General features: G+C 35.6%; 17 protein-coding genes. 7 read left to right on the top strand and 10 right to left on the bottom strand.

Translation table 11 applies throughout. The annotated features are described in order from the left end of the window. Positions 1-45: 45 nt before the first annotated feature. The 3 genes from der to ACFIQC_RS06515 all read right to left on the bottom strand — a co-directional run bounded on the left by der (position 46) and on the right by ACFIQC_RS06515 (position 4,493). Entirely contained in the window at positions 46-1,470 is a 1,425-nt protein-coding gene (der, locus tag ACFIQC_RS06525) for a ribosome biogenesis GTPase Der (protein WP_375706902.1), read from the bottom strand. Positions 1,471-1,474: 4 nt separating this feature from the next. Then, positions 1,475-2,146, bottom strand: a complete 672-nt coding sequence (locus tag ACFIQC_RS06520) for a tetratricopeptide repeat protein (RefSeq protein ID WP_375621095.1) — start codon at positions 2,144-2,146, stop codon at positions 1,475-1,477. Between the two features lie 574 nt (positions 2,147-2,720). Further along, positions 2,721-4,493 (bottom strand): SLC13 family permease, encoded by a 1,773-nt coding sequence (locus ACFIQC_RS06515; RefSeq protein WP_375621096.1) that lies wholly within the window; start codon positions 4,491-4,493, stop codon positions 2,721-2,723. A gap of 354 nt (positions 4,494-4,847) precedes the next feature. Here ACFIQC_RS06515 and ACFIQC_RS06510 point away from each other — a divergent pair, with 354 nt between their 5' ends. From ACFIQC_RS06510 to ACFIQC_RS06500, 3 genes are all read left to right on the top strand, one after another. Further along, complete coding sequence (locus tag ACFIQC_RS06510) at positions 4,848-6,554, top strand: hypothetical protein (RefSeq protein WP_375621097.1); 1,707 nt, start codon at positions 4,848-4,850, stop codon at positions 6,552-6,554. A 146-nt stretch (positions 6,555-6,700) separates the two neighbouring features. Continuing rightward, positions 6,701-8,059 carry a Na+/H+ antiporter NhaA gene (nhaA, locus tag ACFIQC_RS06505; protein WP_375613536.1) on the top strand — a complete coding sequence of 453 codons (1,359 nt, stop codon included), beginning with the start codon at positions 6,701-6,703 and terminating at the stop codon, positions 8,057-8,059. Positions 8,060-9,020: 961 nt separating this feature from the next. Beyond that, positions 9,021-9,269, top strand: a complete 249-nt coding sequence (locus ACFIQC_RS06500) for a hypothetical protein (protein WP_375621098.1) — start codon at positions 9,021-9,023, stop codon at positions 9,267-9,269. A 1,396-nt stretch (positions 9,270-10,665) separates the two neighbouring features. Here the strand turns inward: ACFIQC_RS06500 and ACFIQC_RS06495 are convergent. Further along, positions 10,666-11,922 carry an aspartate kinase gene (locus ACFIQC_RS06495; RefSeq protein ID WP_375612083.1) on the bottom strand — a complete coding sequence of 419 codons (1,257 nt, stop codon included), beginning with the start codon at positions 11,920-11,922 and terminating at the stop codon, positions 10,666-10,668. Between the two features lie 188 nt (positions 11,923-12,110). On the opposite strand from ACFIQC_RS06495, the gene ubiG reads away from it, so the two are divergent. Further along, a complete protein-coding gene (ubiG, locus tag ACFIQC_RS06490; RefSeq protein WP_375629567.1) occupies positions 12,111-12,854 on the top strand; it encodes a bifunctional 2-polyprenyl-6-hydroxyphenol methylase/3-demethylubiquinol 3-O-methyltransferase UbiG in 744 nt (247 codons plus the stop codon). A gap of 20 nt (positions 12,855-12,874) precedes the next feature. Here ubiG and grxC read toward each other — a convergent pair whose 3' ends face one another. Both grxC and ACFIQC_RS06480 read right to left on the bottom strand, forming a co-directional pair. Further along, a complete protein-coding gene (gene grxC / locus ACFIQC_RS06485) occupies positions 12,875-13,129 on the bottom strand; it encodes a glutaredoxin 3 (protein WP_375612081.1) in 255 nt (84 codons plus the stop codon). Between the two features lie 47 nt (positions 13,130-13,176). After that, the gene (locus ACFIQC_RS06480; RefSeq protein WP_375646111.1) at positions 13,177-13,962 is read right to left on the bottom strand and encodes a ComF family protein; all 786 of its coding nucleotides are present in this window, start codon (positions 13,960-13,962) and stop codon (positions 13,177-13,179) included. Between the two features lie 196 nt (positions 13,963-14,158). Here ACFIQC_RS06480 and ACFIQC_RS06475 point away from each other — a divergent pair, with 196 nt between their 5' ends. Further along, positions 14,159-15,037 carry a methyltransferase gene (locus ACFIQC_RS06475; RefSeq protein WP_375629570.1) on the top strand — a complete coding sequence of 293 codons (879 nt, stop codon included), beginning with the start codon at positions 14,159-14,161 and terminating at the stop codon, positions 15,035-15,037. 7 nt (positions 15,038-15,044) lie between these two features. On the opposite strand, the gene ACFIQC_RS06470 is transcribed toward ACFIQC_RS06475, so the two are convergent. Next, the gene (locus ACFIQC_RS06470) at positions 15,045-16,400 is read right to left on the bottom strand and encodes an L-cystine transporter (protein WP_375621102.1); all 1,356 of its coding nucleotides are present in this window, start codon (positions 16,398-16,400) and stop codon (positions 15,045-15,047) included. An 828-nt stretch (positions 16,401-17,228) separates the two neighbouring features. On the opposite strand from ACFIQC_RS06470, the gene ACFIQC_RS06465 reads away from it, so the two are divergent. Beyond that, positions 17,229-17,666: a type ISP restriction/modification enzyme gene (locus ACFIQC_RS06465; RefSeq protein WP_375706901.1), complete on the top strand. Its 438-nt coding sequence runs from the start codon at positions 17,229-17,231 to the stop codon at positions 17,664-17,666. A 1,128-nt stretch (positions 17,667-18,794) separates the two neighbouring features. Here the strand turns inward: ACFIQC_RS06465 and ACFIQC_RS06460 are convergent. Both ACFIQC_RS06460 and ACFIQC_RS06455 read right to left on the bottom strand, forming a co-directional pair. Beyond that, complete coding sequence (locus tag ACFIQC_RS06460) at positions 18,795-20,168, bottom strand: glutamate--cysteine ligase (RefSeq protein ID WP_375706900.1); 1,374 nt, start codon at positions 20,166-20,168, stop codon at positions 18,795-18,797. A 68-nt stretch (positions 20,169-20,236) separates the two neighbouring features. Continuing rightward, positions 20,237-20,980 carry a 16S rRNA (uracil(1498)-N(3))-methyltransferase gene (locus ACFIQC_RS06455; protein WP_375621105.1) on the bottom strand — a complete coding sequence of 248 codons (744 nt, stop codon included), beginning with the start codon at positions 20,978-20,980 and terminating at the stop codon, positions 20,237-20,239. Positions 20,981-21,215: 235 nt separating this feature from the next. On the opposite strand from ACFIQC_RS06455, the gene ACFIQC_RS06450 reads away from it, so the two are divergent. Continuing rightward, a complete protein-coding gene (locus tag ACFIQC_RS06450) occupies positions 21,216-21,359 on the top strand; it encodes a hypothetical protein (RefSeq protein ID WP_273790383.1) in 144 nt (47 codons plus the stop codon). 315 nt (positions 21,360-21,674) lie between these two features. Here the strand turns inward: ACFIQC_RS06450 and ACFIQC_RS06445 are convergent, their stop codons facing one another. After that, entirely contained in the window at positions 21,675-23,555 is a 1,881-nt protein-coding gene (locus ACFIQC_RS06445) for an AsmA family protein (RefSeq protein WP_375621106.1), read from the bottom strand. Positions 23,556-23,675 lie beyond the last annotated feature (120 nt).

The raw sequence follows: 23,675 nt of genomic DNA, 5'->3' as shown, positions 1-23,675 counted from the left end.
GATTCTTAAGTATAGATTTCATTCACTTAAAAAATTAAAGAGTTATCATTTCTTCTTAGAACGTGTCGCAAAAGGATTATCAGAGGCTCGTAATGATATGCGAATGGGTATACCAGACATATCAAATGTTTCACGTAACCCATTGACAAGGTAACGCAAATACGACTGAGGCATACTTTTGGGGCGCGAGCAAGAAATCATAAATCCAGGAGGACGTGTCTTAACCTGTGTGATGTATTTAACCTTAAGTCGACGTCCAGAAACCGCAGGAGGTGGATGATGTGCCACAACAGTTCCAAGCCATTGGTTCAATTTAGCCGTCGAAATGCGACGATTCCATACACGGTGCATCATCATGATATTTTCCATCAGTTTATCAATCCCTTGACCATATTGTCCTGATAAAGGAACAGCTCTCAAACCACGAACTTGAGGAAGAAATCGCGCACATTTTTCATGCAAATCAATCAATGTGGTCTGACTGCTTTCAATAAGGTCCCACTTATTGAAAGCAATAACTGGAACACGCCCTTCACGAATCACAAGATCAGCAATTTGTAAATCCTGCTTTTCAAAAGGTATCGTTGCATCAAAAACAATGACCACCACTTCTGCAAAACGAATAGCACGCAAAGTATCTGCAACAGATAGTTTTTCTAATTTTTCTTGAATTCTCGACTTTCGACGTAAACCTGCAGTATCAAAAAGTTTAATATGACGACCACGCCATTCCCAATCTACAGAAATAGAATCACGCGTGAGTCCTGCTTCTGGTCCTGTTAACAATCGCTCTTGTTTCAACATACTATTGATAAGAGTGGATTTTCCTGTATTGGGACGCCCCGCAATTGCAATCCTAATGGGCTTACTTTCATCGTAAATAAGCTCCTCTTCGTCCAAATCCTTTACATCATCACCAACAGATGTAGGTTGTATCATTCTATCTTCTTCTTTGTTGTTGCCAAAAACATGCTCTGACCCAACAGCATCTATAATTGCATCACGCAGATCACTAAGTCCCAAACCATGTTCAGCCGATATTGGGCATGGCTCCCCCAAACCTAATGACCACGCCTCATACTCTCCTCCTGTTGCCGCTCTTGACTCAGACTTATTGGCAACAAGCACAATTGGCTTTCCTGATTTGCGAACCAATGAAGAAAAATTTAAATCACTTGGTGTTATTCCGCTCTTTGCATCAAATACAAATAAAATAAGATCCGCTTCATCAATTGCAACTTTTGTATGAGAACGCATACGCCCCTCAAGTGTATGATCACCTGCTTCTTCCAGCCCAGCCGTATCAATCACATCAAAACGTAGATCTTGAAGTTTTGCCGCATGAATACGCCGATCACGTGTTACACCAGGCTTATCATCAACCAAAGCCAATTTTTGCCCAACCAAACGATTAAATAGCGTTGACTTCCCAACATTGGGACGACCAACGATAGCAATGGTAAGGCTCATCGATTTATTCCTTATTTGTCTTGCCCTCAGCTTGTATAAGCTCAAGCATCATTCGAGCCCGATCTGTTATTTTTAAACCCAAAGAACCTTCTTCAGAAATTTTCTTAAAATAATAAACCGCCTCATCCATTTTATCCGCCTTATAAGCAGCTAAGCCTAAAGCTTCTCTTGCAGACATACGCATAGGATCGGTATCACTTGCCATATCTTTAATGCGCTTTTCAACATCAGCTAATGTCCCTGTATCAACCAGAATATAAGCCGCCCGAATTTTTGCAACTTTCTGCAAAATCTGCGGTGCTTTCTCATCCGCTGCAACAGAATCAAAGATCTCCACTGACTTAATAATATCACCTTTCTCCATGAGTAAAGAAGCCTCACGTAAACGAGCAAGAAAAGGATATCCCCCAAAATGAGAGGTTTTAACAGTTTCTAATTGCTTTATCGCTTTATCAAAATCACGTGTATCCACAAGATCAAGACTCTTTACAAATGCATCACCAATATAACTAGCTTTCTTTATTTGTGTATGATGATAAACTTGATAAGCAACTATCATGAATATAAAAAGAATAGCTGCTCCAATAATTGAAAAACCATACCGTCTCCAAAAAGCAAGCGCCTTTTCCTGACGAAATTCTGCATTCACTTCAGCAATAAAACTATCATACGACATATATCATACCTTGAAAAAAGTTACTTCACCTGTGCTTTTACGCATAAATGGATAAAGATGGTAGCCCTAATTAACTAAAAATCTTTAAATTACTCGTTTATTTATTTTAAATCAACATGTAGCCAATTCAATCAGATTTTTGCAACAGTCTTAATCGAAAATGATGTAAGCACCCTGTTTGTTCACATTACAGCTTTTACATATTATGAAAAATTCACTGCCTTAATATTTATCATGATTGCCTATCATCTCAAGCGAACTTTCTCTCCATTATATAGAGGGATAATCTTTTAAAGTCTTCAACCGCAATCGTTGGTTGTATTGGATTATACAATTTATAATAGAAAAACCAATTCTTGAAAAAACTTGAATAAACAGTAAATTTCCATGAATATCTACTAAAACCAAATAGATAAATTTTTATCTGTATCCAAAATACCGAAGCGCCATGATTACAGTGTGGTATAATTCCAAATCTTCAGTTAAAGCTCTTTATATAAAGTATATCCCTTCAACTTATCTTCATACGATTAACAACCTTTTATAATTGATCCTTAAAGTTTCTAAAAATATCCTATTGTAAGGGCCAAACCCACATAAGCATTGGAACAGCAATAATAACGATCAACACCGCCAATGGAGCACCCAAACGTGGATAATCACTAAAACGATATCCTCCTGGCGCCATCACGAGCATATTACTTTGATGTCCAATAGGTGTAAGAAACTCACAGCCCGCACCAATTGCAACAGCCATCAAAAAAGCTTCAGGCTTATAATGAAGGGAATGAGCAAAACTTGACGCAATTGGTGCTACCATCATCACTGTTGCTGCATTATTCAAAAATGGCGTGACCAACATAGCTGTCACCAACATAAGCGCTAAAGCACCGGATGGCGGGAAAAATATTGCCAATTGGCTCAGCCATTGACCAATGAGATCAGTACATCCTGTTTTCTCTAACGCTTCACTCACTGGAATAAGAGCCGCTAATAGCACTAATATTGGGCCATCTAATGCCTGATACAGATCACGCGCGGGCAAAACACGAAAGATCACCATTGCAGCAGCAGCAGAAAAGAAAGAAAAAGCAACTGGAACAATATGAAAAGCTGTAAAAATAATTGCTATAAATAAAACAGCTAAAGAGATGAAACCATGTCGTAAATTTCCAAACACAATATTTCGTTTTGCTAGGGGCAAGCATTTCAATTCTCTTAATAAATTTGGAATAACTGCATCCTGTCCTTGCAAAACAATCACATCTCCAAGATGGAAAATAATATCATCAAGTCTTCCCCGCACCCTTTCATGTTGACGACTTAACGCAAGCAAATTTACATTATAGCGATCAAATAAAGAAAACTCTTTCGCACTAATACCGATAAGAGGTGAATTATGGGTAATGACTGCTTCAATAATATCAATATCACTGTCCTTATCACCTGCAACAATAGTTCGCCCCTTAGAAAACTCTAAACGAGCAGAGTTCATCACGCTATCTAACCCTGTATGTGATCCTTCCAGCAAAATAATATCATTTTCAGACAAAACAAAATCTGGTAATGGTGAAATAGATACTTTGTTTCTGATGATTTGAATCACCATAACATCACCACTTGATGGCTTAACCAAATCAACAATATTTTTTCCCACAATCGGTGAATTTATTGGAATATGTACTTCTGCAACATAATTACGAATATCAATGGCATCATCAAACGATACACCCGAACGCACACGCACAGGCAAAAGCCAATAAAAAAGAACCAAATATACAACACCAGCCGTCGCAACAACCGCACCAACTGGTGTAAAATCAAACATAGTAAAAGGTGTTCCTGCTAAACGTTCTTGCATCGCTGAAATAACAACATTGGGAGATGTTCCTATCTGTGTCATAAGCCCCCCCAACAAAGAACCAAAGGCCATGGGCATCAAAAAGACAGAAGGAGAAACCTGAGAACGACGTGCAAACTGAAAAGCTATCGGAAGCATAATCGCCAAAGCACCAATGTTTTTAACAAACATTGATAATACGACAACAGAAAGAACCAAAAAAGCTAATTGAAGACGCACCGATTTCACGTCTGGCCATATCCGTTGGATAATAAATTCCATTATACCAGAGCGAGATACAGCAGTACTGACAACAAACACACTCCCCACGATAATAACGATATCATTACTAAAACCGCTAAAAGCTTCCTTCGGACTGACAAGACCAAGGGCACAAGCTATTAATAAAGTACAAATAGCAACAAGATCATAACGAAATCGATCCCAAATAAAAACAACCATCATGAGACCAATGATCGAAAAAGCCATTATTTGATTTTCTGTCATAACACTTACCTCTCCCCATTAAATTATAATGAACAAGAACATATTTTTTATGTTTTAAATATTCCTATAAACAGCAGCAAGATAAAAGCAGACATCGAAATATTTTAGGATAATTTTAAAGTGATAAAAAATTATGATGCGCATAAACTTGCCTCTCCTTATTATGCGTGCTTTTCTATAAAGTGCTGAACCCAAAGAAAATTGATAAAAGTTGATAAAGCTATATTGTAAAAAAGATGAGAATAACTCTAATATAGAGAGTAGATAATTGTTGAAACTGGTACACGCTATATTTAAACCTTTGTCGTTGCTTAAAAGAATTTATCTTCACTCTCAATTCAAAGAGTGGTAAAAATGAAAGAAGAAAGAATGGTCAATCTTAATAGTGGGTATCAAAGTAACCTCAGATATTGGCTCACTTGCATTATTGGATTTGTTGCTATCTTAGCAATTATAATTGTTGGTGGATTTTATATTGCAAAACCCTATCTTGACAGTTTTGTAAGAAAAGAAATAGCCCGTCATTCCATAAAAGCCGAAACATCTGAAGTAAGCATTCTAGGTAAAATCAATTTGAAGAATGTGACATTACCTGTTCCAGCTGGTACATCACTTAAAATTGGTGCCATTTCTGCCCGTCCTCCTCTTTCCTTTATTCCCGGAACTTTTACATTTTATAATGTTGATTTAAAGCATAATAATATTCACGTGCAAATTCCCCAAATTTCTCTTCGGAATGTATCCTTAAAAGAAAAGGATAGAACGATAACATCACGTCTTTTACAATCAATGATGCGTATTGAGCTTTCCTCAATTATTGCTCCCAATATACAACTTTCTATAGAAAATAAAAATAACCGAACAGAAACGGTTGAAATCAAGAATTTCCAGCTTTCTGATTTTAGAAATAACCATATCCATTCAGTTAGTATCAAAAATATGGATCTTAAAACGGTCGTAGCAAATGGTGCCAAACAGATGCAACTTATGGCTAAAAGTGATACAATAAAAGCCCATGATATCGATATCAACTATGCCTACTCTATCATTTTTGGAAAAAACAATGCTCTCAATCAAGGTAAAACCGTTACTGGCCCCATTTCTTTGAATAATATAAGTGTCGATATTTTTGAAGAGGCAGAAAAAAACAGCTCTTTCTTCCTTGGACAGTTTAAAACATCTGGTTTAAAGATGAAACCGCTTGAACAAACTCCTGAAAAATTAATCAAAGCTTATCTTAATGCAAGAAAAGAGAATAATAAAATCGCTGAAAAAGTAGCACAAAATGGTCTTCTTCTAAACATACTGCTCGCCATTACCTCAGCGGATGCCAAAGTTGATAATATCACCGTTGATATACCGCAGTTGAAAGCAACGCTCGAATCATTCCAATTCAAACCAAGTTTGTGGAAACAGCCTATCCCTAAAAAGCTTTTTCTTTCTCTCAATAACCTTTCCGTTTTACCTAAAAAAATGAATGAAAAAGACTTAAATTTGCTTAAAAAAATCAATCTTGAGCGCTTTAATGTTTCAGGAAAAATTGATATTTCTTACGATGAAAAAAAACGTATGCTCTTTCTTGATACAATGTCTTTCAATATGAAAAACGTTGGATCTGGGAACATATCTGCTAAGGTTATTGATGTTGATGAAAAGCTTTTTTCTGGTCAGAAAAATATAATGATTGCTGCGTCTCAAGACCTTGGCATCAATGAAATTAATATACAATATACGGATGCAGGTTTCATTGATAAGCTTTTTTCTTATCTTGCGCAAAACCTTAATGACAGCCAACATGATCTAAAAAAGGAACTTTATGACGATTTCTATCTAATGATGACGCAGACCCCAAAAATTCTTATAAAAAATCATGACGAAGCAGAAAAAATTTCAAAATCCTTAGGAGAATTTGCTAAAAATTCACAAACATTGATCGTTAAAATTAAAGCAAACGATAATAAAGGTCTCGCAATAGTTGATCTCGAATCTGCTCTACAAAATGATCTATCCAAGGCTTTAAGCAAAGTACATCTCACTATTAAAAATGAAACATCACCTTAAACATTTTGTGCTTTAAACATGATGATCTTACCTATAAATTAAGAACTTTATTCCTCTTTTTTCTTTTATATGATACAGAAGGTATCACACAGAGTCATTTATACAGAGAATATAGAATCTAAAATTGTCGATTCTTGGAGTTGTTCATGTCTGATTTATCTTCAAATCGCCTGCCTAATCGCGCTTCTCGTGTCACCAATCAAGCGCTTTCTGCTATCGAGCGTTTTCTCCATATTGAAGCTCTTAGTGGTGTTGTTCTTTTATTAGCTGCTGCTGCTGCACTTATTTTTGCCAATTCTAAATATGCTGCTTTCTATGAATCTTTTTGGCATACACCTCTTGGCTTTAATTTGGGTCATTTCACTCTTTCATGGGATTTACATTTCTGGGTTAATGATGCCCTTATGACTATTTTCTTTCTCGTCGCAGGAATGGAAATTCGACGCGAAATTCATGAAGGTGCTCTTGCCGATTTTAAACAAGCAATCTTACCAATTGTTGCTGCAATAGGGGGCGTTTGTGTTCCTGCAATTATTTACTTTATCTTTAATTTTAACGAGGGACATATCCGCGGTTGGGCTGTGCCAACAGCAACAGATATTGCCTTTGCTCTAGGTATTCTTGCTCTTCTAGGAAAAAAAATTCCTTCTAATCTTCATATTATTCTTCTATCATTAGCAATTATTGACGATATTATCGCTGTTCTTATTATTGCTTTTTTCTACTCAACAAACATTGATCCTAGCGGTTTAATGATTGCAGGAGCGGGTATTGCTTTGGTACTATTTTTTCAGTGGATCGGGCTTGCATCAGCATGGCTTTACATTTTACCTGGTGCAATCATTTGGTGGGGTTTAATGGTAACAGGTGTTCACCCATCGCTTGCTGGCGTAATCTTAGGGATGATGACTCCCGTTCTTCCTACCCGTACTCTTGTAGCGCCACTCACCATGCTCAGTAACGCTATGCAAATTCTTCAAGAAAAAAATACAAAAACAGATCTGCATCATATTTCAACAGCATTGAAAAAGATGCGCAAAGGACAACGGGCCATGATTGCCCCAGTAACACGTGTTCAAAAAGCATTGCATCCATGGGTTGCATACGGTATCATGCCAGTTTTTGCCTTCGCAAATGCAGGAGTAAGTTTTGCAAACTTTGATCTTTCTTCTGACAAATCATTCTTGATTGTTCTGGGTGTTGTCATTGGTCTTTTCATCGGTAAGCCTCTTGGTATTATCACTGCCAGTTATATAGCTGTAAAATCAGGGCTATGCCGCCTACCCCCTCATATGACCTGGACAGGCGTTTTACTCATTGGTTTTTTAGCAGGAATTGGCTTTACAATGTCTATTTTTGTTTCAATGCTCGCTTTTAAAGATATTATTCTGCTTGATGCGGCAAAAATTGGGGTCCTTTGTGGCTCAGGTTTATCTGCCCTTATCGGTCTGGGATATGGATTTATTTATATTAAGCGCAATAAAGGAATTTCTCATAGTTCCTAACAAACTAACTGAAAATACATTTTTATGCAGAACTTTTAAAAAACGATTTCGCTCATTTGTTGGGTTCGGACGATATTTAATGTAAAAGCTGTTGTCTCGCCTCATCTTTACACTTATGAAGGAGAAAACTAACATCATCATACTATTTACGAGCCTCTAATGTTACAACACCTTTAACTCTTAAGAAGACTTATAAGAGATATTTTTATTTCTTTCTTCAATATTCTTTTACTCATGCACCAGCTCCACTCATGATATGCACAGAAATGATTTTAATTGTTTCAATATAAAAGGCTTCGTGGTTTCAGAAAAGCTACCTTTCGTCAGGACTATTATTCACTATAAAAAAATTAATTATTATGAATCAATATCTTATGTTTAATCATACGAAACAGATAAGAATAAGCAAAATTCAATAATCAGTTAAGTAATTCCATGGTTTATTTTTTTCCAATGAACCACCCTCCTCGTTACTGATTTTATTGCGGTATTCTAAATAACTTTAATTTTTATCTGCTTAAAAGCACATTATTTTTGGATAAAAAATATTTAATTTATCATTATAAATCTTGAATGGAGTTCAAATATCGTATGATTTCTTCATTTCAAATCTGTACATGATAAATCAATCAAGACTATTCTCTTACACGTCACAAGCCGAGGAGAAATATGGATTATTTGAAGAAAGAAGACTGCTTCACCATATCCATACAAGAGTTGTTCAACACGAAAACTAAAAATTAAATGATGACGGCCAACTGACACCTTTGATCTAAGAAGGAGATGGGGCGCACAATGGCTTTACCGTTATACCATTCATGGTCGGTGCCGTGAAATGGACTTGGGGGGCTTGAGAGATATTTTTTCAAAACAAGCGCGTAAATTGGCACTATAATAGCGTTTTGTTTTACGTGAAAGGTATATACGATTTAAATAACGCAATAAACAAAAACGTGAACCAATGTGTAATATCCATTATTTAAAAGATATTGCTGTCAATACCTTTGAAAATTGTAAAGCAGAATTAAAAGGAAGTTGGTTTTCACTTTTATGGCTTCATATTCTCACCCAATTAGGTTTTATCTCCATTTCAGAAATTACCCCACCAGGTATACGCAACATCCTTATTCCTATCTGGCATACAAAAACAGGAGTTGCTCGTAGGCCCCTTATCCGTCTCAATATACCATCAAATATGCATCTGCTCTGACATTAGATATTGATACAGGTAACAAAAAACAAAAGATTTATTTGGAATAACAACGTCATAACATCACTATTAAATTGACAATGGAGTGGAAAAATATTCCCGTTTTTTATCATCGACACATCGCTTGTCTCACTCCATGAAAGAATTAAACTTGAAGCATGCTTCCATAGGGAGCACTCTAGTTTACGTAATTAACTCGCGGGAAAAAAGAAACCCCTAGTCATTTAGACTATTCTAAAACATATGATTGATGGAAAAATAGAGCATATATATCGTTGTTCTCCCCTTTTTCCGCTCTTATTTGATATTTATTTTCTTTTTGTTTAAAGAGGTCGCTCTATATTTCTTGATACCATAAAATACTCTTCATAGATAATTTAAAAAGCAATGTTTCCGAGACTTTCGAATTTATACAACGCCACATAAAATACAAGAAGAGTAAAATAATATGGCTATATTTCTCACAAGAAGAGCTTTACTTACAAAGACCACCATTTGCAAAATATGTAAACATGATAAGAAACTAGCACAATATACTGCAAAAACGAAAGAATGTATTTCATGTGTGATTGGCAGTATGACACAGAAAATACTTATAATAGAGTAGTTAAGGGAAGAAAGTTAACCTAAAGAACATATGGAGGTATCAAAAACTTTGTAAATCTTAATCATAATTCAAAAAAGAGAAATAGACATGAAACAAATTTAAGTAATAAAATCATAAAAGCAACACACTGTAACATTATCATTAATTTTGATCTATATTTACATGATTTTATGAAAAGTACTTCTGAAGAAGCTATAAACGCATAAGACATGGTAATTTTATAACTTATAGTGCAACATAAATATTATCTATAGAGATATATTTTTTATTGCCTCGTAATACGGAAAAAATTAAATTTTCAAGATATACATAAAGTCATAAACAATCATTTGATGACAAACTAAACATCTCTAGAAAATACATCATCAATTCTATTTTGGTAATTCCGTCACTAATCCAATGAGCTCCCATTTCTCTAAGATTTATAATATTAAATCTGTATTCACGAGGCTGTCCCTCATGTAACATGCATTCTTTGAATAAACGCAGTGCATTGTTCCTTAGTTCTATTAAGGCTTATCGTAAAGTCTTCTCCATCTCACTCTATAGGCTCTAAAACGTTTATAGACGGCATATTTTATATCCCTTCTTAAACCGTTTTTTACCCAAACATCTTTCTCTTGTAATGTATAAGTGACCATTTTAAATTCATCATGAACAAGTTTAAAATGAGAGAGTCCTGCTGTATTAAATATTCCATTTAAGTTAAAATATAAATATCCTTAACAAAAATTATTAATATATATTAAAGCTTTACGTTATTGAAACTCTGTTGAAACTAAAAAATACTTATCCCTTATCAAGTGCATAAACAGCATGTAATGTTCTAACCGCAAGTTCAGTGTAAGCACTATCAATCAAAATAGAAATTTTAATTTCTGAGGTCGTAATTGCTTGAATGTTAATACCCTTTTCAGCCAAAGCCTTAAATGCTGTAGCGGCAACACCTGCATGGCTACGCATTCCAATACCAATCACAGATACCTTGGCGAGATCGCTTTCAAACTGGAGAACATCAAATCCAATTTCTTTGCGATTCTTTTCAAGAAGTGTAACGGCTTTTTCTACATCTGATGATGGTACAGTAAAAGTCATATCAGTTTTTGAGCCATCTTCAGAAATATTTTGCACAATCATATCAACATTAATGCTTTCTTCAGCCAAGGGACCAAAAATTGCTGCCGAAATCCCTGGACGATCGGCAAGCCGACGAAGGGAAATTTGTGCTTCATCCTTAGCAAAAGCAATACCAGTAACATTTTGTTGTTCCACAATTTCATCCTCATCGCAAATAAGTGTTCCAGAAGAACTCATTGGATCCTCCATGCCTAACGCATCAGGATCCTCAAAACTTGAACGCACAAAGGTACGAACCTTATGAACCATTGCCAATTCAACAGAACGAACCTGTAAAACCTTTGCACCAAGAGAAGCCATTTCTAGCATTTCTTCAAAAGCTACTTTTGGTAAACGACGCGCTTTCGGCTCTATACGTGGATCCGTTGTATAAACACCATCCACATCCGTATAAATATCACAGCGATCAGCTTGTACAGCAGCGGCTATAGCAACAGCACTTGTATCTGATCCCCCACGCCCTAAGGTAGAAATCCGGTTATCCGGAGATAACCCCTGAAAACCAGCAATAACGGCAACCTGACCTTCCTGAAAACACTCGATTAAAAAAGATCCATCAATATTAGTAATACGTGCACGGCCATGCGCATTGTCTGTATGAATAGGAATTTGCCAACCAAGCCATGAACGTGCATTCACCCCCATTTCTTGAAGTGTCAAAGCCAACAAACCTGACGTAACCTGTTCACCAGAAGCAACCACAACATCATATTCACGAGCATCTCTATGCATAGAGGAAGCATCACTTGTCCACTGAACAAGTTCATTTGTTTTACCAGCCATCGCAGATACGACAACGGCAACCTCATTGCCTGCATCAACCTCTCTTTTGACATGCCTTGCAACATTATGAATACATTCAATGTTTGCTACAGATGTTCCACCAAATTTCATGACAATGCGCGCCATTAATAACACTCTTACCTTTACATCTCTTATCTCAAACAGTAATGAGAATTAGATGCTGTATCAACTAACCATTTTCTCGACATAGCGAATATCTATCATTTGTGCAAGTTTCATTATGATTATATTAATTTCTCTTGACTTTGTATAAAATCTACTTGACCTGATCATTAAAAATAAAGGAAGGCAACATGATCGATGAAACACAAACGACTATTGATCAAAGTGAAATTGATCATTTTTCACGTATTGCTACAGAATGGTGGAATCCACAAGGAAAATTTCGACCTCTTCACCAATTTAACCCAACACGCCTTGCTTACATCAGAGAAAAAATCTGTTTAGAGTTTAATCGTGACCCTTCTTCACTTACGCCCTTTCACAATTTGAAAATTCTTGATATTGGCTGTGGAGGAGGCTTGTTATCTGAACCAATGGCACGTCTTGGTGCTATAGTTGTAGGCGTTGATGCTGCACAAACAAATATTGAAGTCGCAAAAACCCATGCAGCTCAAAATGACCTTTTAATTGATTACCGCACGACGACAGCAGAAGTACTTGCCAATGAAGGAGAAAAATTTGATATCATCCTTAATATGGAAGTTGTTGAACATGTCGCTGACGTTAATCTCTTCATAGCAGCTACAGCAAAAATGTTGAAACCACAAGGGTTGATGTTTGTCTCAACACTCAACCGCACATGGAAAGCATGGGGGCTTGCTATTGTAGGCGCTGAATATATTCTACGTTGGCTTCCTAAAGGAACCCATGATTATAAAAAATTCCTAAAACCTCTAGAACTTAAAAATTTCTTATCAAAAAACGCTCTGACTGTCGTTGATGAGATAGGTATTACTTATAACCCATTAAACGACAGCTGGAATCGCTCAAAAGACATGGGCGTTAACTATCTCCTTCTTGCAAAACGGTCTTAAGAATATGTAATTTACAAATATTATATGCCTTGTAATAAAGAATTGAGCTTTCCCTCAGCCTCTAAAGCATAAAGATCATCACAACCGCCAACGTGATAATCACCTATGAAAATTTGTGGAAATGTATTACGTCCATTTGCACGCTGTACCATTTCTTGGCGAAGGGATGTGGAAGCATCAATATCTGTATACTTTACGCCTTTTTTATTAAGCAAATCACGTGCTTTTGTACAATAAGGACAGTTAGGGCGTGTATAAATTATTACCTCTTTCATAGTATTATCCTCCAATATTTTTTAATAATATTCATTTTAAATTCCTCTTAAGAAGAGGGAAAAATAGAATCTTCTTTGAGAACACGCGAAAATGTTAGCACATCAACCTGTCGTGCACCTGCATCTTTTAATGCAGCAGCTGCTGCTGTAACTGTTGCACCCGTTGTAAATACATCATCAATCAGCAAAACAGAACATCCTTTGAGATATTTTTTAACTTTATGCGAAACCTTAAAAGCATTTTTTACGTTAAGTTTTCTCTCTCTCGAAGAAAGACTAACCTGCGGACGGGTATGCCGACAACGAACAAGCCAACTCGGTTTTAAAAGCTTTTTTTGTGATGCTGCAATATAACGTGCAAGCTCAGCAGATTGATTATAACGCCTCTCCCAAAAACGACGAAAATGCAATGGAATGGGAATAATAACATCACAATCATCAATAACCTCGCGTCCAGCAAACATCATCCAATTGGCCATAAATGATGCCAATTCTATATGATCACCATATTTTAAGCGCGTTACTAAAGTTCGTGCAAGCCCTTTATGAACAATGACTGAGCGAACACGTGAAAAAGGATGGGAATTACGGAGTGCTTCACCACTAAGAAAACCATCCCCCATATCACAAACAAAAGGAGTCCCCATAACAGGACAATAAGGTTTCGTGATAAATTGAAGTTCTTTCCAACATTCGGAGCAAATCGTACCATAAGTAGAAACATTTTGCTTACATCCAGGACAAATTGGTGGATAAAGCATCGTTTTCAAGCGTTCAACGAACTTACTTAGTATATCTCCGCTATTTAACGCCGCTTCTCGAAAATACAACATTATAAATTTAGGCTTTTACAAGTTTCCCTCAGAACAAAAGTTCCTTTGTATTTCCTCAATTTATAATTTTAATTCCTTTAAAAACTCTTACCTTCTATAAATTTATTTTCTTTCATATTATAAACTTGACAGAGCTTGCACAAATAATGAACCTTTTTAAAATATATTCTTTCATAGATCGAAAGTGTTCTACAATATGTCGCATCCTTTAATTTTTGATCATAACCGCATTGAACAATTCCGAAAACGTGCCTTTCAAAAAGCAAAAAAAGGATGTGACTTTTTACTCTCTCACATGGCAGAAGATCTCTATAAACGCCTTAGCACTGTTGATCGCCTCTTTACATTAGCTCTCGATTTACACAGCCATACAGACCTTGCTGCGCAAGCTTTAATGAAATCTGGAAAAGTTTGTTCCATAGAACGCATTGAGACCGATACGCTTTATCAAAGCCATGATAAAAAATTTCATTTACGTCATCGAGAATTTCTTGATTTACCTCAAAGTTACTGTGACCTTATTGTTTCACTTCTTTCATTACAATTGACCAATGATACCCCTGGTATTCTAAGCCAGATAAAAAATACTCTTAAACCAGATGGCTTATTTCTTGCTGTTATGGCAGGAGCTGGTACATTAAGAGAATTGCGGGAAAGCCTGCTGCAAGCTGAAAGTGAAATTTATGGTGGAGCAAGCCCTAGAATCTACCCTTTTGCCGACATTCGTGATGCAGGCGCTCTTTTACAGCGTGTTGGCTTTGCCCTGCCTGTAGCAGACGTTGAAGATATCACAATACGTTATAATACAATGTTTGACCTTATGCACGATCTTAAAGCTATGGGAATGCAAAATGCACTCATCAATCGTTCACGACGCCCTGTATCCAAACGTTTTTTTCTCCGCGCAGCTGAAATCTATGCACAACAATTTAGTGATCCTGATGGACGTATTCGTGCACATTTTTCTTTCATCTGGCTCTCTGGTTGGGCTCCTCATCCCAACCAACAAAAACCCCTACAACCTGGTTCAGCGCAAATATCTCTTACAGATGTTTTACAGCCCCAAAAAATATAACCTAAAATTATTTTTTTAAAATACTTTTATCTGTTGTCCGTAATATTTGACTAGTGACCGTTCCAGCTATCATTGAATCGCTCACGTTTAGAGCAGTACGTCCCATATCAATTAGCGGTTCAATAGAGATAAGTACAGCAACCAAAGTAACAGGAAGCCCCATAATTGGTAACACAATCAATGCAGCGAAAATAGCACCTCCCCCCACACCAGCAACACCAATAGAACTCAACGTTACAACACCAACAAGCGTAGCAATCCAAGTGGGATCAAGAGGATTAATACCCATAGAGGGTGCAATCATGGTCGCAAGCATTGCTGGATAAAGACCAGCACAACCATTTTGTCCAATTGTTGCCCCAAAAGAAGCTGCAAAACTCGCAATGGATTGTGGTACACCTATCCACTGTGTTTGCGCTTCAATATTCAAAGGAATACTTGCAGCACTTGAACGACTGCTAAAAGCAAATGTTAAAACTGGTAAAACCTTTTTGAAAAAACGAAAGGGATTAATCCCAGAAATACCAAGCAATACACCATGAATTCCAAAAATTAAAATAATACCGACATAAGAGGCAATGATAAAAACCAGTAAATTTAAAATATCTGTAATACGCGATATTGCTCCTACTTTCGTCATAAGTGCAAAAATACCATAAGGCGTCAAAGCAATCACAATACGGACTAACCGCATAATCCAAGCTTGTGCCACTTGAATAAATAAAAGCGCTTTTTCTCCTTTTTCTGGCTCATCTTTCTTTAAAAGAAGAACCGATGCACCTAAAAATGACGCAAAAATAACAACACTGATAATTGACGTACGTTTAGCTCCACTCAACTCAGCAAATGGATTTTTAGGAATCATAGACAAAATCATCTTTGGTATATTCATATCTCCAAGTTTAGAAATATGACCTTCAAGAAGAGCAGAAACATTTTGCCCTTCATGCACTAAACCATCGGTTGTTAATCCAAAAAAATTAACCACAAGCACACCAACCAATGCTGAAAGAGCCGTTGTAAAAAGCAATATTGAAATTGTTATTATACTCATCTTTCCAACAGCATAAACAGAATGTAAATGAGCAACTGCTGAAACGATAGAGATAAAAACCAATGGCATAACAATCATTTGCAACAATAAAATATAGCCCTCACCGACAATGTTAAACCATTCAACGGATTTCAATAAAGTGCTTTCACCCTCTCCATAAATAAACTGCAAAACACTTCCAAAAATCAAGCCAAGGATAAGCCATAGCATAACACGTAGTGAAAGACTCCATTGCATTTTCTTACTTTGAGAAACCAATAATAAAAAAATAACAAATAGAAATAAATTGACGAAAAAATTAAATGTCATTGTCTATACTCACTATTATTATGGTTGACATAAATAATCTGCATAATTCAAAATCAATGCATGATATTTAAAATTAACCTATAAAGCTTACAAGGCTTTTACAAAATCATTATTTTTTTAATTTATAGATTAAAAGAGAATTTTTTATCTACTAATAACTGTTTAAAGAAAATAAATAAAATTATTTTCTTATTCTTTAAATTTTCACTCTCATAAAATATTTAAAAAAGAGAAATATAAGCAACATTCATTGCATCTTAATACTGAATAATTACAGCATATCTTATCCTATAAATCTCCTTACCTCTCTCTTTTTCTATTTGAACTGAAGCGGGCTTTCCAAGCAAGGATGAATTAACAATTGAACATTCATGATTTTTCTAGAAAATACACCAACAAGCTACTTCTGCTCATTTTATGGACTGCACTCTCAATAGCTTTGATCAGCACTTCAAATATAATTATTTTATTGAAAATACTTTTTATACATTCTTTCTTTGCTCTCAATGAAAGCTTTTTTATTTTTCAAAACTCTTTTTATAGTCATAAAAAGGCTTTGAAATACAACATGTTGATTTATAATCATAATTTACTGTTTTGCATATTAAATTTGCATATTAAATGAGAGTCCCGAATAACGTAAGATTCTCTCATTTCAAACCTGTTTATCTTGAATCAATCAAAATCATTTGCTTGCACATCACAAGCAGGGCTGGCGTATGGGTAAAAATGTATAAGAAAGGAGTAAAAAGACCTTTTATGAAACATCTTAATGCAAGAGCTGTCGCAACATTGGAGGGCGGAGCTTGAGCAGCAAATATAAATAATATGATTGCTTTTTATAATAGCGCAGTAAAACGTTTTAACGATACCTATTCATATGCTGATCGAACAACACGTGCACATGCTATAGATAATTTTGTCACTTTAGATATAAAAAAGATAAGTTGGAGTTATAATCTTACGCAAGAACTAATAAGAGGAAAGGTTTTTGAATTTGAAGAGGCATGCCTCACTCAGAGTTCATATCATCCTTTTACGCAACAGTGGTTTTATTGTAATCGGAATCTCAACGATGGAATTTACCAAATGCCTCGTATAGTCCTGATAGGACAAAAAGTTGAAAATAGGATGATACAAATTACAGGCATAGGAGCACGAAGCGTTTTTTCTGTATTGATAGCTAAGAATTTGCCTAATCTAGATGCAATAGATACAGGTCAATGCTTTCCACGGTATCTTTATAAAAACGTTGAATCTCTGTAACTGTTCATGATGAAAAACAATCCCATTTGTTTGCAAATTCAATAAAGGAAAGAAAAACATCTGGTTTACAGAGGCGTGATGCCATTAGGGATGAAGGACGAGCACATTTTAAAGCTGCTTATCCTAGTGAGAGTATAACAAAGACGATTACAAATTTCTAGATAATGAAAACAATGGAAAAGACTGAGGATATATGATTAAAATGGGAGGCTTTAAGCCTAAAAATATTATAAATTTTATGAATAATACAGTTTAAAGCATTAAAAGCAGTCTTACAGTAGATTTACAATGTATGGGGATAATTAATTGCCTATAATAAGTTGCGCTCATACTGATAAAGATTATTCTGCTATAGAAATGTTGTGCTTTTTTGACTTTTTGTGCGTATTCAAACACTCATTCGTTGCAAATTCAATCTCTTTATCTCGTGCCTCTTTATCAAGAATAATAGTATTTTAATATAATACCCCTTTGCATACAAATAGTTATTTCTTATCTATGAATAGCTTATAATTTCATATAACTCTATGAAGATAATATTTTTTATTTATCAATATTTAATGATGTAATTAACACATTCATTATATATATATAATAATCTTTATTTCTATCTATTTACATAATATATTTCTTTTTTTATAAAAATAAAATTGAGTTATACATACATCGATCTATCGGTATTTTTTCTACTTTCTTTTTAGCGCACTGAAAGATTGATATCGTAATTTTTGTATAATAAAATACTCTTTCATATAAGCATCGTATATTGAATTATAATAATTGACTATTAACGGCAAATAATATTTTTTTATCCCTTTTAAAAGTAAAAAATATTATTTTCAGACCTATTCATAAGTAGGCTTAGCCAAGTGAATAAAAAATGTTTGATAATAAGCTTTATCTCTTATGAACTATCTTTTGTACAAAGGGACAACATTATGATTACGGAAATATCGTGATATTATTAGGTATAAAAATCACACTCCCCAAGAAATTTTTGTATTGTATCCTTTCCGTTATGAGAAATGTTAAAAGCAAGATAGGGTATGCTCTCTAGAGCAAATGAGTGAATGAACCACCACGGTGATATGTATTTTTAAAAAAATAGGAAGTATCTTTGCTTCAAATTTAATAGGCACATTCTAAAAATAAAGGTTCTACAGACTCATTCCAAATAGAATAGTAATGGGACAAATATTTTTCAGCATCTGTTTGTCCCATTGCAACAACCTCTTCTAAAGGATTAAGAAAATTTGTTTCATCAAAACCATTCGTATCATACTGTTTGCGATTTTTTAAGCCTTTGCGAGCAATAGTAAGAGCTTGACGTGCTAACTCTAAAAGAATAGTTTGACGAAAAGGAGTTCTTAACCCTTCTTTAGGAACACGTTGGCGCAACTCTAAAACTTCTTCAAAACACCAATCTTGTGTCAAAGCCTCTGCCTCATTAAGTGCTTCCCTATCATAAAGAAGCCCAACCCAAAAAGCTGACAACGCACAAATGCGCTTCCAAGAACCACAATCAGCTCCCCTCATTTCTAAAAATCTTTTTAATCGGACTTCAGGAAATAACGTTGATAAGTGATTAATCCAATCTCCCATGTTTGGAATTGAATTTGCAACTTGTCCTTTTAATGCTCCATTCATAAACTGACGAAACGTTATGTGTGTACAATCATAATAACGACCATCACGCACAACAAAATACATTGGAACATCAAGGGCCCATTCAACATAATCAGCAAAACCAAAACGCTCAGAAAATACAAAGGGCAGAACGCCTGTCCTCTGATTATCCGTATTACGCCAAATTTCAGAACGCCACGATAAAAAGCCATTTGGGCGCCCTTCTGTAAAGGGCGAACTTGCAAATAATGCCGTTGCAATGGACTGTAACTTCATGGATACTTGCATTTTTCGCCGCATATCACTTTCAGATGAAAAATCAAGATTAACCTGAACTGTTGATGTGCGATACATCATATTAAGACCATTATACCCCACTTTAGGCATATAATCAGTCATAATCTGATAACGTGATTTAGGCATTCGCGGCGTTTCAGCTAAAGTCCACTTTGGACTAGCTCCAAGACCTAGAAAACCTATACCTAATGGTTCTGCAATTTTTTTGAGAAGAGTTAAATGCTCCATCAACTCGTAATATGTATGGCTTACTGATTTTAATGGTGCACCAGATAATTCAAATTGTCCCCCAGGTTCCAAAGAAATGGCTCCCTGATCAACTGATCCTACGAGCCCAATAATATTCTCTTCATCTAAAATAGGTTTCCATCCTAAGGCGCTTTGCATCCTCTCTAAAAGCGCTCGGATTCCCCTCTCTCCTTCATAAGGAACAGGGTGAAAACCATCTCTATAAAACGGAAATTTTTCATGTTCTGTACCAATGCGCCAATCATCTTCTGCTTTATACCCCCCTTGGAAATAGCTAACCAAAGAATCTAAGTTATAAATTTCACTTTCATCAGTTATATCAAGCGCCATAACTTACCGTATCCTATAATTGGTATCATCATCTTAAATAAATTGTTTAGAATGATTTTACAGATTTCTCAATCCATTGCCCAATCCCCCACGGTAGCATTAAGAAGAGCCAAAGCAGCAACAGCGGCAGTATCAGCGCGTAAAATACGCGGACCTAGTGATATTGGAACCACAAAAGGATGTTTTTTTAAAAAGCTCCGCTCTTCTTCACTAAAGCCACCTTCCGGTCCAATAAGAATACCAGGTGTTGTAACGTCACGCTTTTTAAAAAAAGGTAATGGATTATGCGATTTATGCTCTTCATCACAAAAGAATAAAGGCTGTGTCTCATCCCACTGTGCTAAAAGTTCTGCTAATGATAGAGCCGATACGCATTCAGGAAGAGATAAAATTCCACACTGTTCAGAAGCTTCAATAACATTGGCTTCCATACGCGCCATATTGATACGCGTAACCTGCGTATGATGCGTTATAACAGGCTGCAAAATCGATACCCCCATTTCAACAGCTTTCTGCACCATATAATCCAACCGCGCATTTTTGAGTGGAGCAAAGCAATAAATAAGATTGGAATGCGTCGTCTGTAATCTTTCTTGATGGATAAGCTGAACCACAACAAATTTTTTCTTAACAGTGATAAGTTTAGCAAGCCACTCACCATCCTGTCCATTAAAAAGTAAAATTTCTGCTCCTTCTTTCATACGCAAAACATGCATAAGATAAGAAGCTTGTGCCCCCTCTATCTTTATTTCTTCATTCAAAGCCAATGTCTGTCGGATAAATAATCTTTTAAGTTTATAATTTATGCGCATAAAAATTTTGCCAATGCTCACTATCGTCATCAAGAAAATGAAGAAAAATATATAGCAAAAAGAAAAAATTATATCTATAGAACTATAATATATTAAAGAATTATAGAGTTTTTTTAGCTTTATGAGATAATAATAGGAACTTATAGATCCTTAAGTGATTCTGCTTTCATAAAAGTTTAAATAATGCACCATTCATCTTTGCATTCAGTCATTGATGCATCCGTGGAGGAAAAATATGTCTGCTAAAAAAGCTACAATTATTACGATTACAACCCTCTTAGCCTTTATTTTGATTACAGTGGGAATTGGTTCTGTTGGAGCCGACGGGAAGCATACAATTACCAAAGATGGCTATGGTATTTCTTCTGCGATTCAATAAGCACTGGCCAACATCCTCCTTAAAATTTTAATGTTTTTTAGCAATTTTTATAAGATTAGCACCAATATTATGAATCTCTTGTATTTGAAAGATTCCATAAGAAGGTTTTTTATTCCTCTCTTCAGTCATTTATCTATACCAACCTCACTTATTATGACGGTGAGGATGGTTTTTACTGCTTCACGACGAACGGATTTAAAATGAGAGAATCTTCCGATAATGGGAGCTCTGATTTAAATTTAAAAGACAATTTTAAGTTGCAAAAAGACGAATTACCATTATAGGATAGAATATTATACAGATGAAAAACGATACTCAATCTGCGTCAATATCTTTTGTAACCCAAAAATCACCATGATTTTGTCCTTTAGAGCTTAGAGAAAAAGTAAAAGGCCATGCAAGGCTATTAGCAAGACATTGGACATCTTTACATAAAGTTTCTGATCTATAGTTTTTGCGTAGTTGTGCCTGTAATATCAGTTCATTTTCCTTCCCTTGCGCAATAGCAGTTGCAATGGTTCCTTGAATGGATAAGCTCAAGTCTGCTGTACGCATTAATGACTCTGTTACCTTCATCATACCTTCTGAAAAGCTTGTCTGAATATCCCAGTAATCAAATGTTGTTAAAAAAGTATCATTATTCATTAAAAGAAATTGTTGTTTATTTGAAAGTCTTGTTTGTAATTCATTCAGATCATACCCTAATAGCCGACCAGAAGACATCTTCAGTGTTAACTCACCCTGCATTTTCGTAAAAATTTCTGGCCAAGAATCAGCAAGTGTTCGTACCGTTGCAGTAAAATTCGTTTTGCTTTGTATAAATGGAATAAATCCCCAAATTTCTAAAGTCTCCTGCATATCAATAGAAGCGCCTGAAATATTTCCTCCAATACGCACTTTCTGTCCAGCTGACGTAACTTCAATATTACTTTGCACGGATCCACCAAAAATATTCGCATGTCCAAGATCAAAAATACCATGCCCATCTCTTATTTGTATTGCAGCAGCTAAATTTGTGAGTGAAATATTTCCTATTTTAGCTTGTGGCGCAGAAAGTCGTATATCCACGCCAATACGATCAAAAATTCTCATGTCAAAGCAGGCATTTTTCTTTTTACCTGAAAAAAACATTGAACCCAAGAGGCTAAGGTCTAGGTTATCAAAAGCTAAAGAGCCCATGAGATTTGGTACATAATCTTGAAAATCGAGTTTTAAAGCTCCTCGCGCATTGGCTTTCCCCATCGTAAATGTAACATTGTTCATTTGGATATGCATTGGCTGCGCTAAAAAATGAGATTCCCATACAATGGGTATTTTTAATTTATGTCCCCAAAACTGATTTCCACCAACCCAAGACAATGTCTGATTCCATCCAGGAGAACGCATCGACACTTTTCCGTCAAAAATATAATATTCAGATAATCGAGCCTTTCCTGTAAAAGTTATTCCCCCACGTACAGAATTGAGACTTGCCCTAATATGACTTTTGCCTCCTGCAAGAAGCAGCAATGCTTGAGAAGCATCAAGTGATAATTTTGTAAATTCTCCGCGCCAACGCGCATCTGCACGTAACCGTACTTCCTGAGTTGATTCCGGCCAATCTAAAGTTGCATTTAATCCTGTTATTTTTTCTGCTACTCCTGAAAAACTATCGTGATACACAAGAACACCATTTTTAATGACAATCCGTCCAAAAGGTTGTTTTAAAAGGTGCTCTATCTCTGGATGCTCAGGATTATGTTTTAATATTTCACGCGTATTACGTATAGCCACCCCTAATGCACCTTGTGAGCGAGAAAACCGATCAAAAAAATCTGCTATTGTTTTAACAGGCTTTTCCATAACAAATTGAGGACGCATAATCCGCGTCTCTGAAAAAGAAATATGTCCCCAAAGAAGATCGACGACAGAAAGATCAACTTCTATTGATTCAGCTTCCATTAATGGCGCAACATCATCCATTTTTGATGTTAAAGTAACGCCAGAAAGAAATGCTTTAGGATAAGGAAAAAGATGTAACCGCGGTGGATCACGCAATTGCACATTGTAACCCGTCCATGCACTTAAATCCTGCGCTAAACGAATACGAATCGCATCTGTAGAAATAAGATAAGGTAAAACGAGAATCCCCACTCCAAATAAAAAGATAATTGTAATAAAAACTCCGCTCAAAAATTTTATTATTCTGATGCGCACATTATCCCTCTATACTTATCCCCCTATAACAGATTAAAAACAAACTTAAATGATCATAAAAAGTTTTTATAATCCTATAATTCACTATATCCACTTTGTATCTTCATTATTTTTGTTCTT

The organism is Bartonella sp. AA126HLJHH (assembly GCF_042197425.1).
Classification (GTDB): domain Bacteria; phylum Pseudomonadota; class Alphaproteobacteria; order Rhizobiales; family Rhizobiaceae; genus Bartonella.
This window is presented reverse-complemented; position numbering and strand designations above follow the sequence as displayed.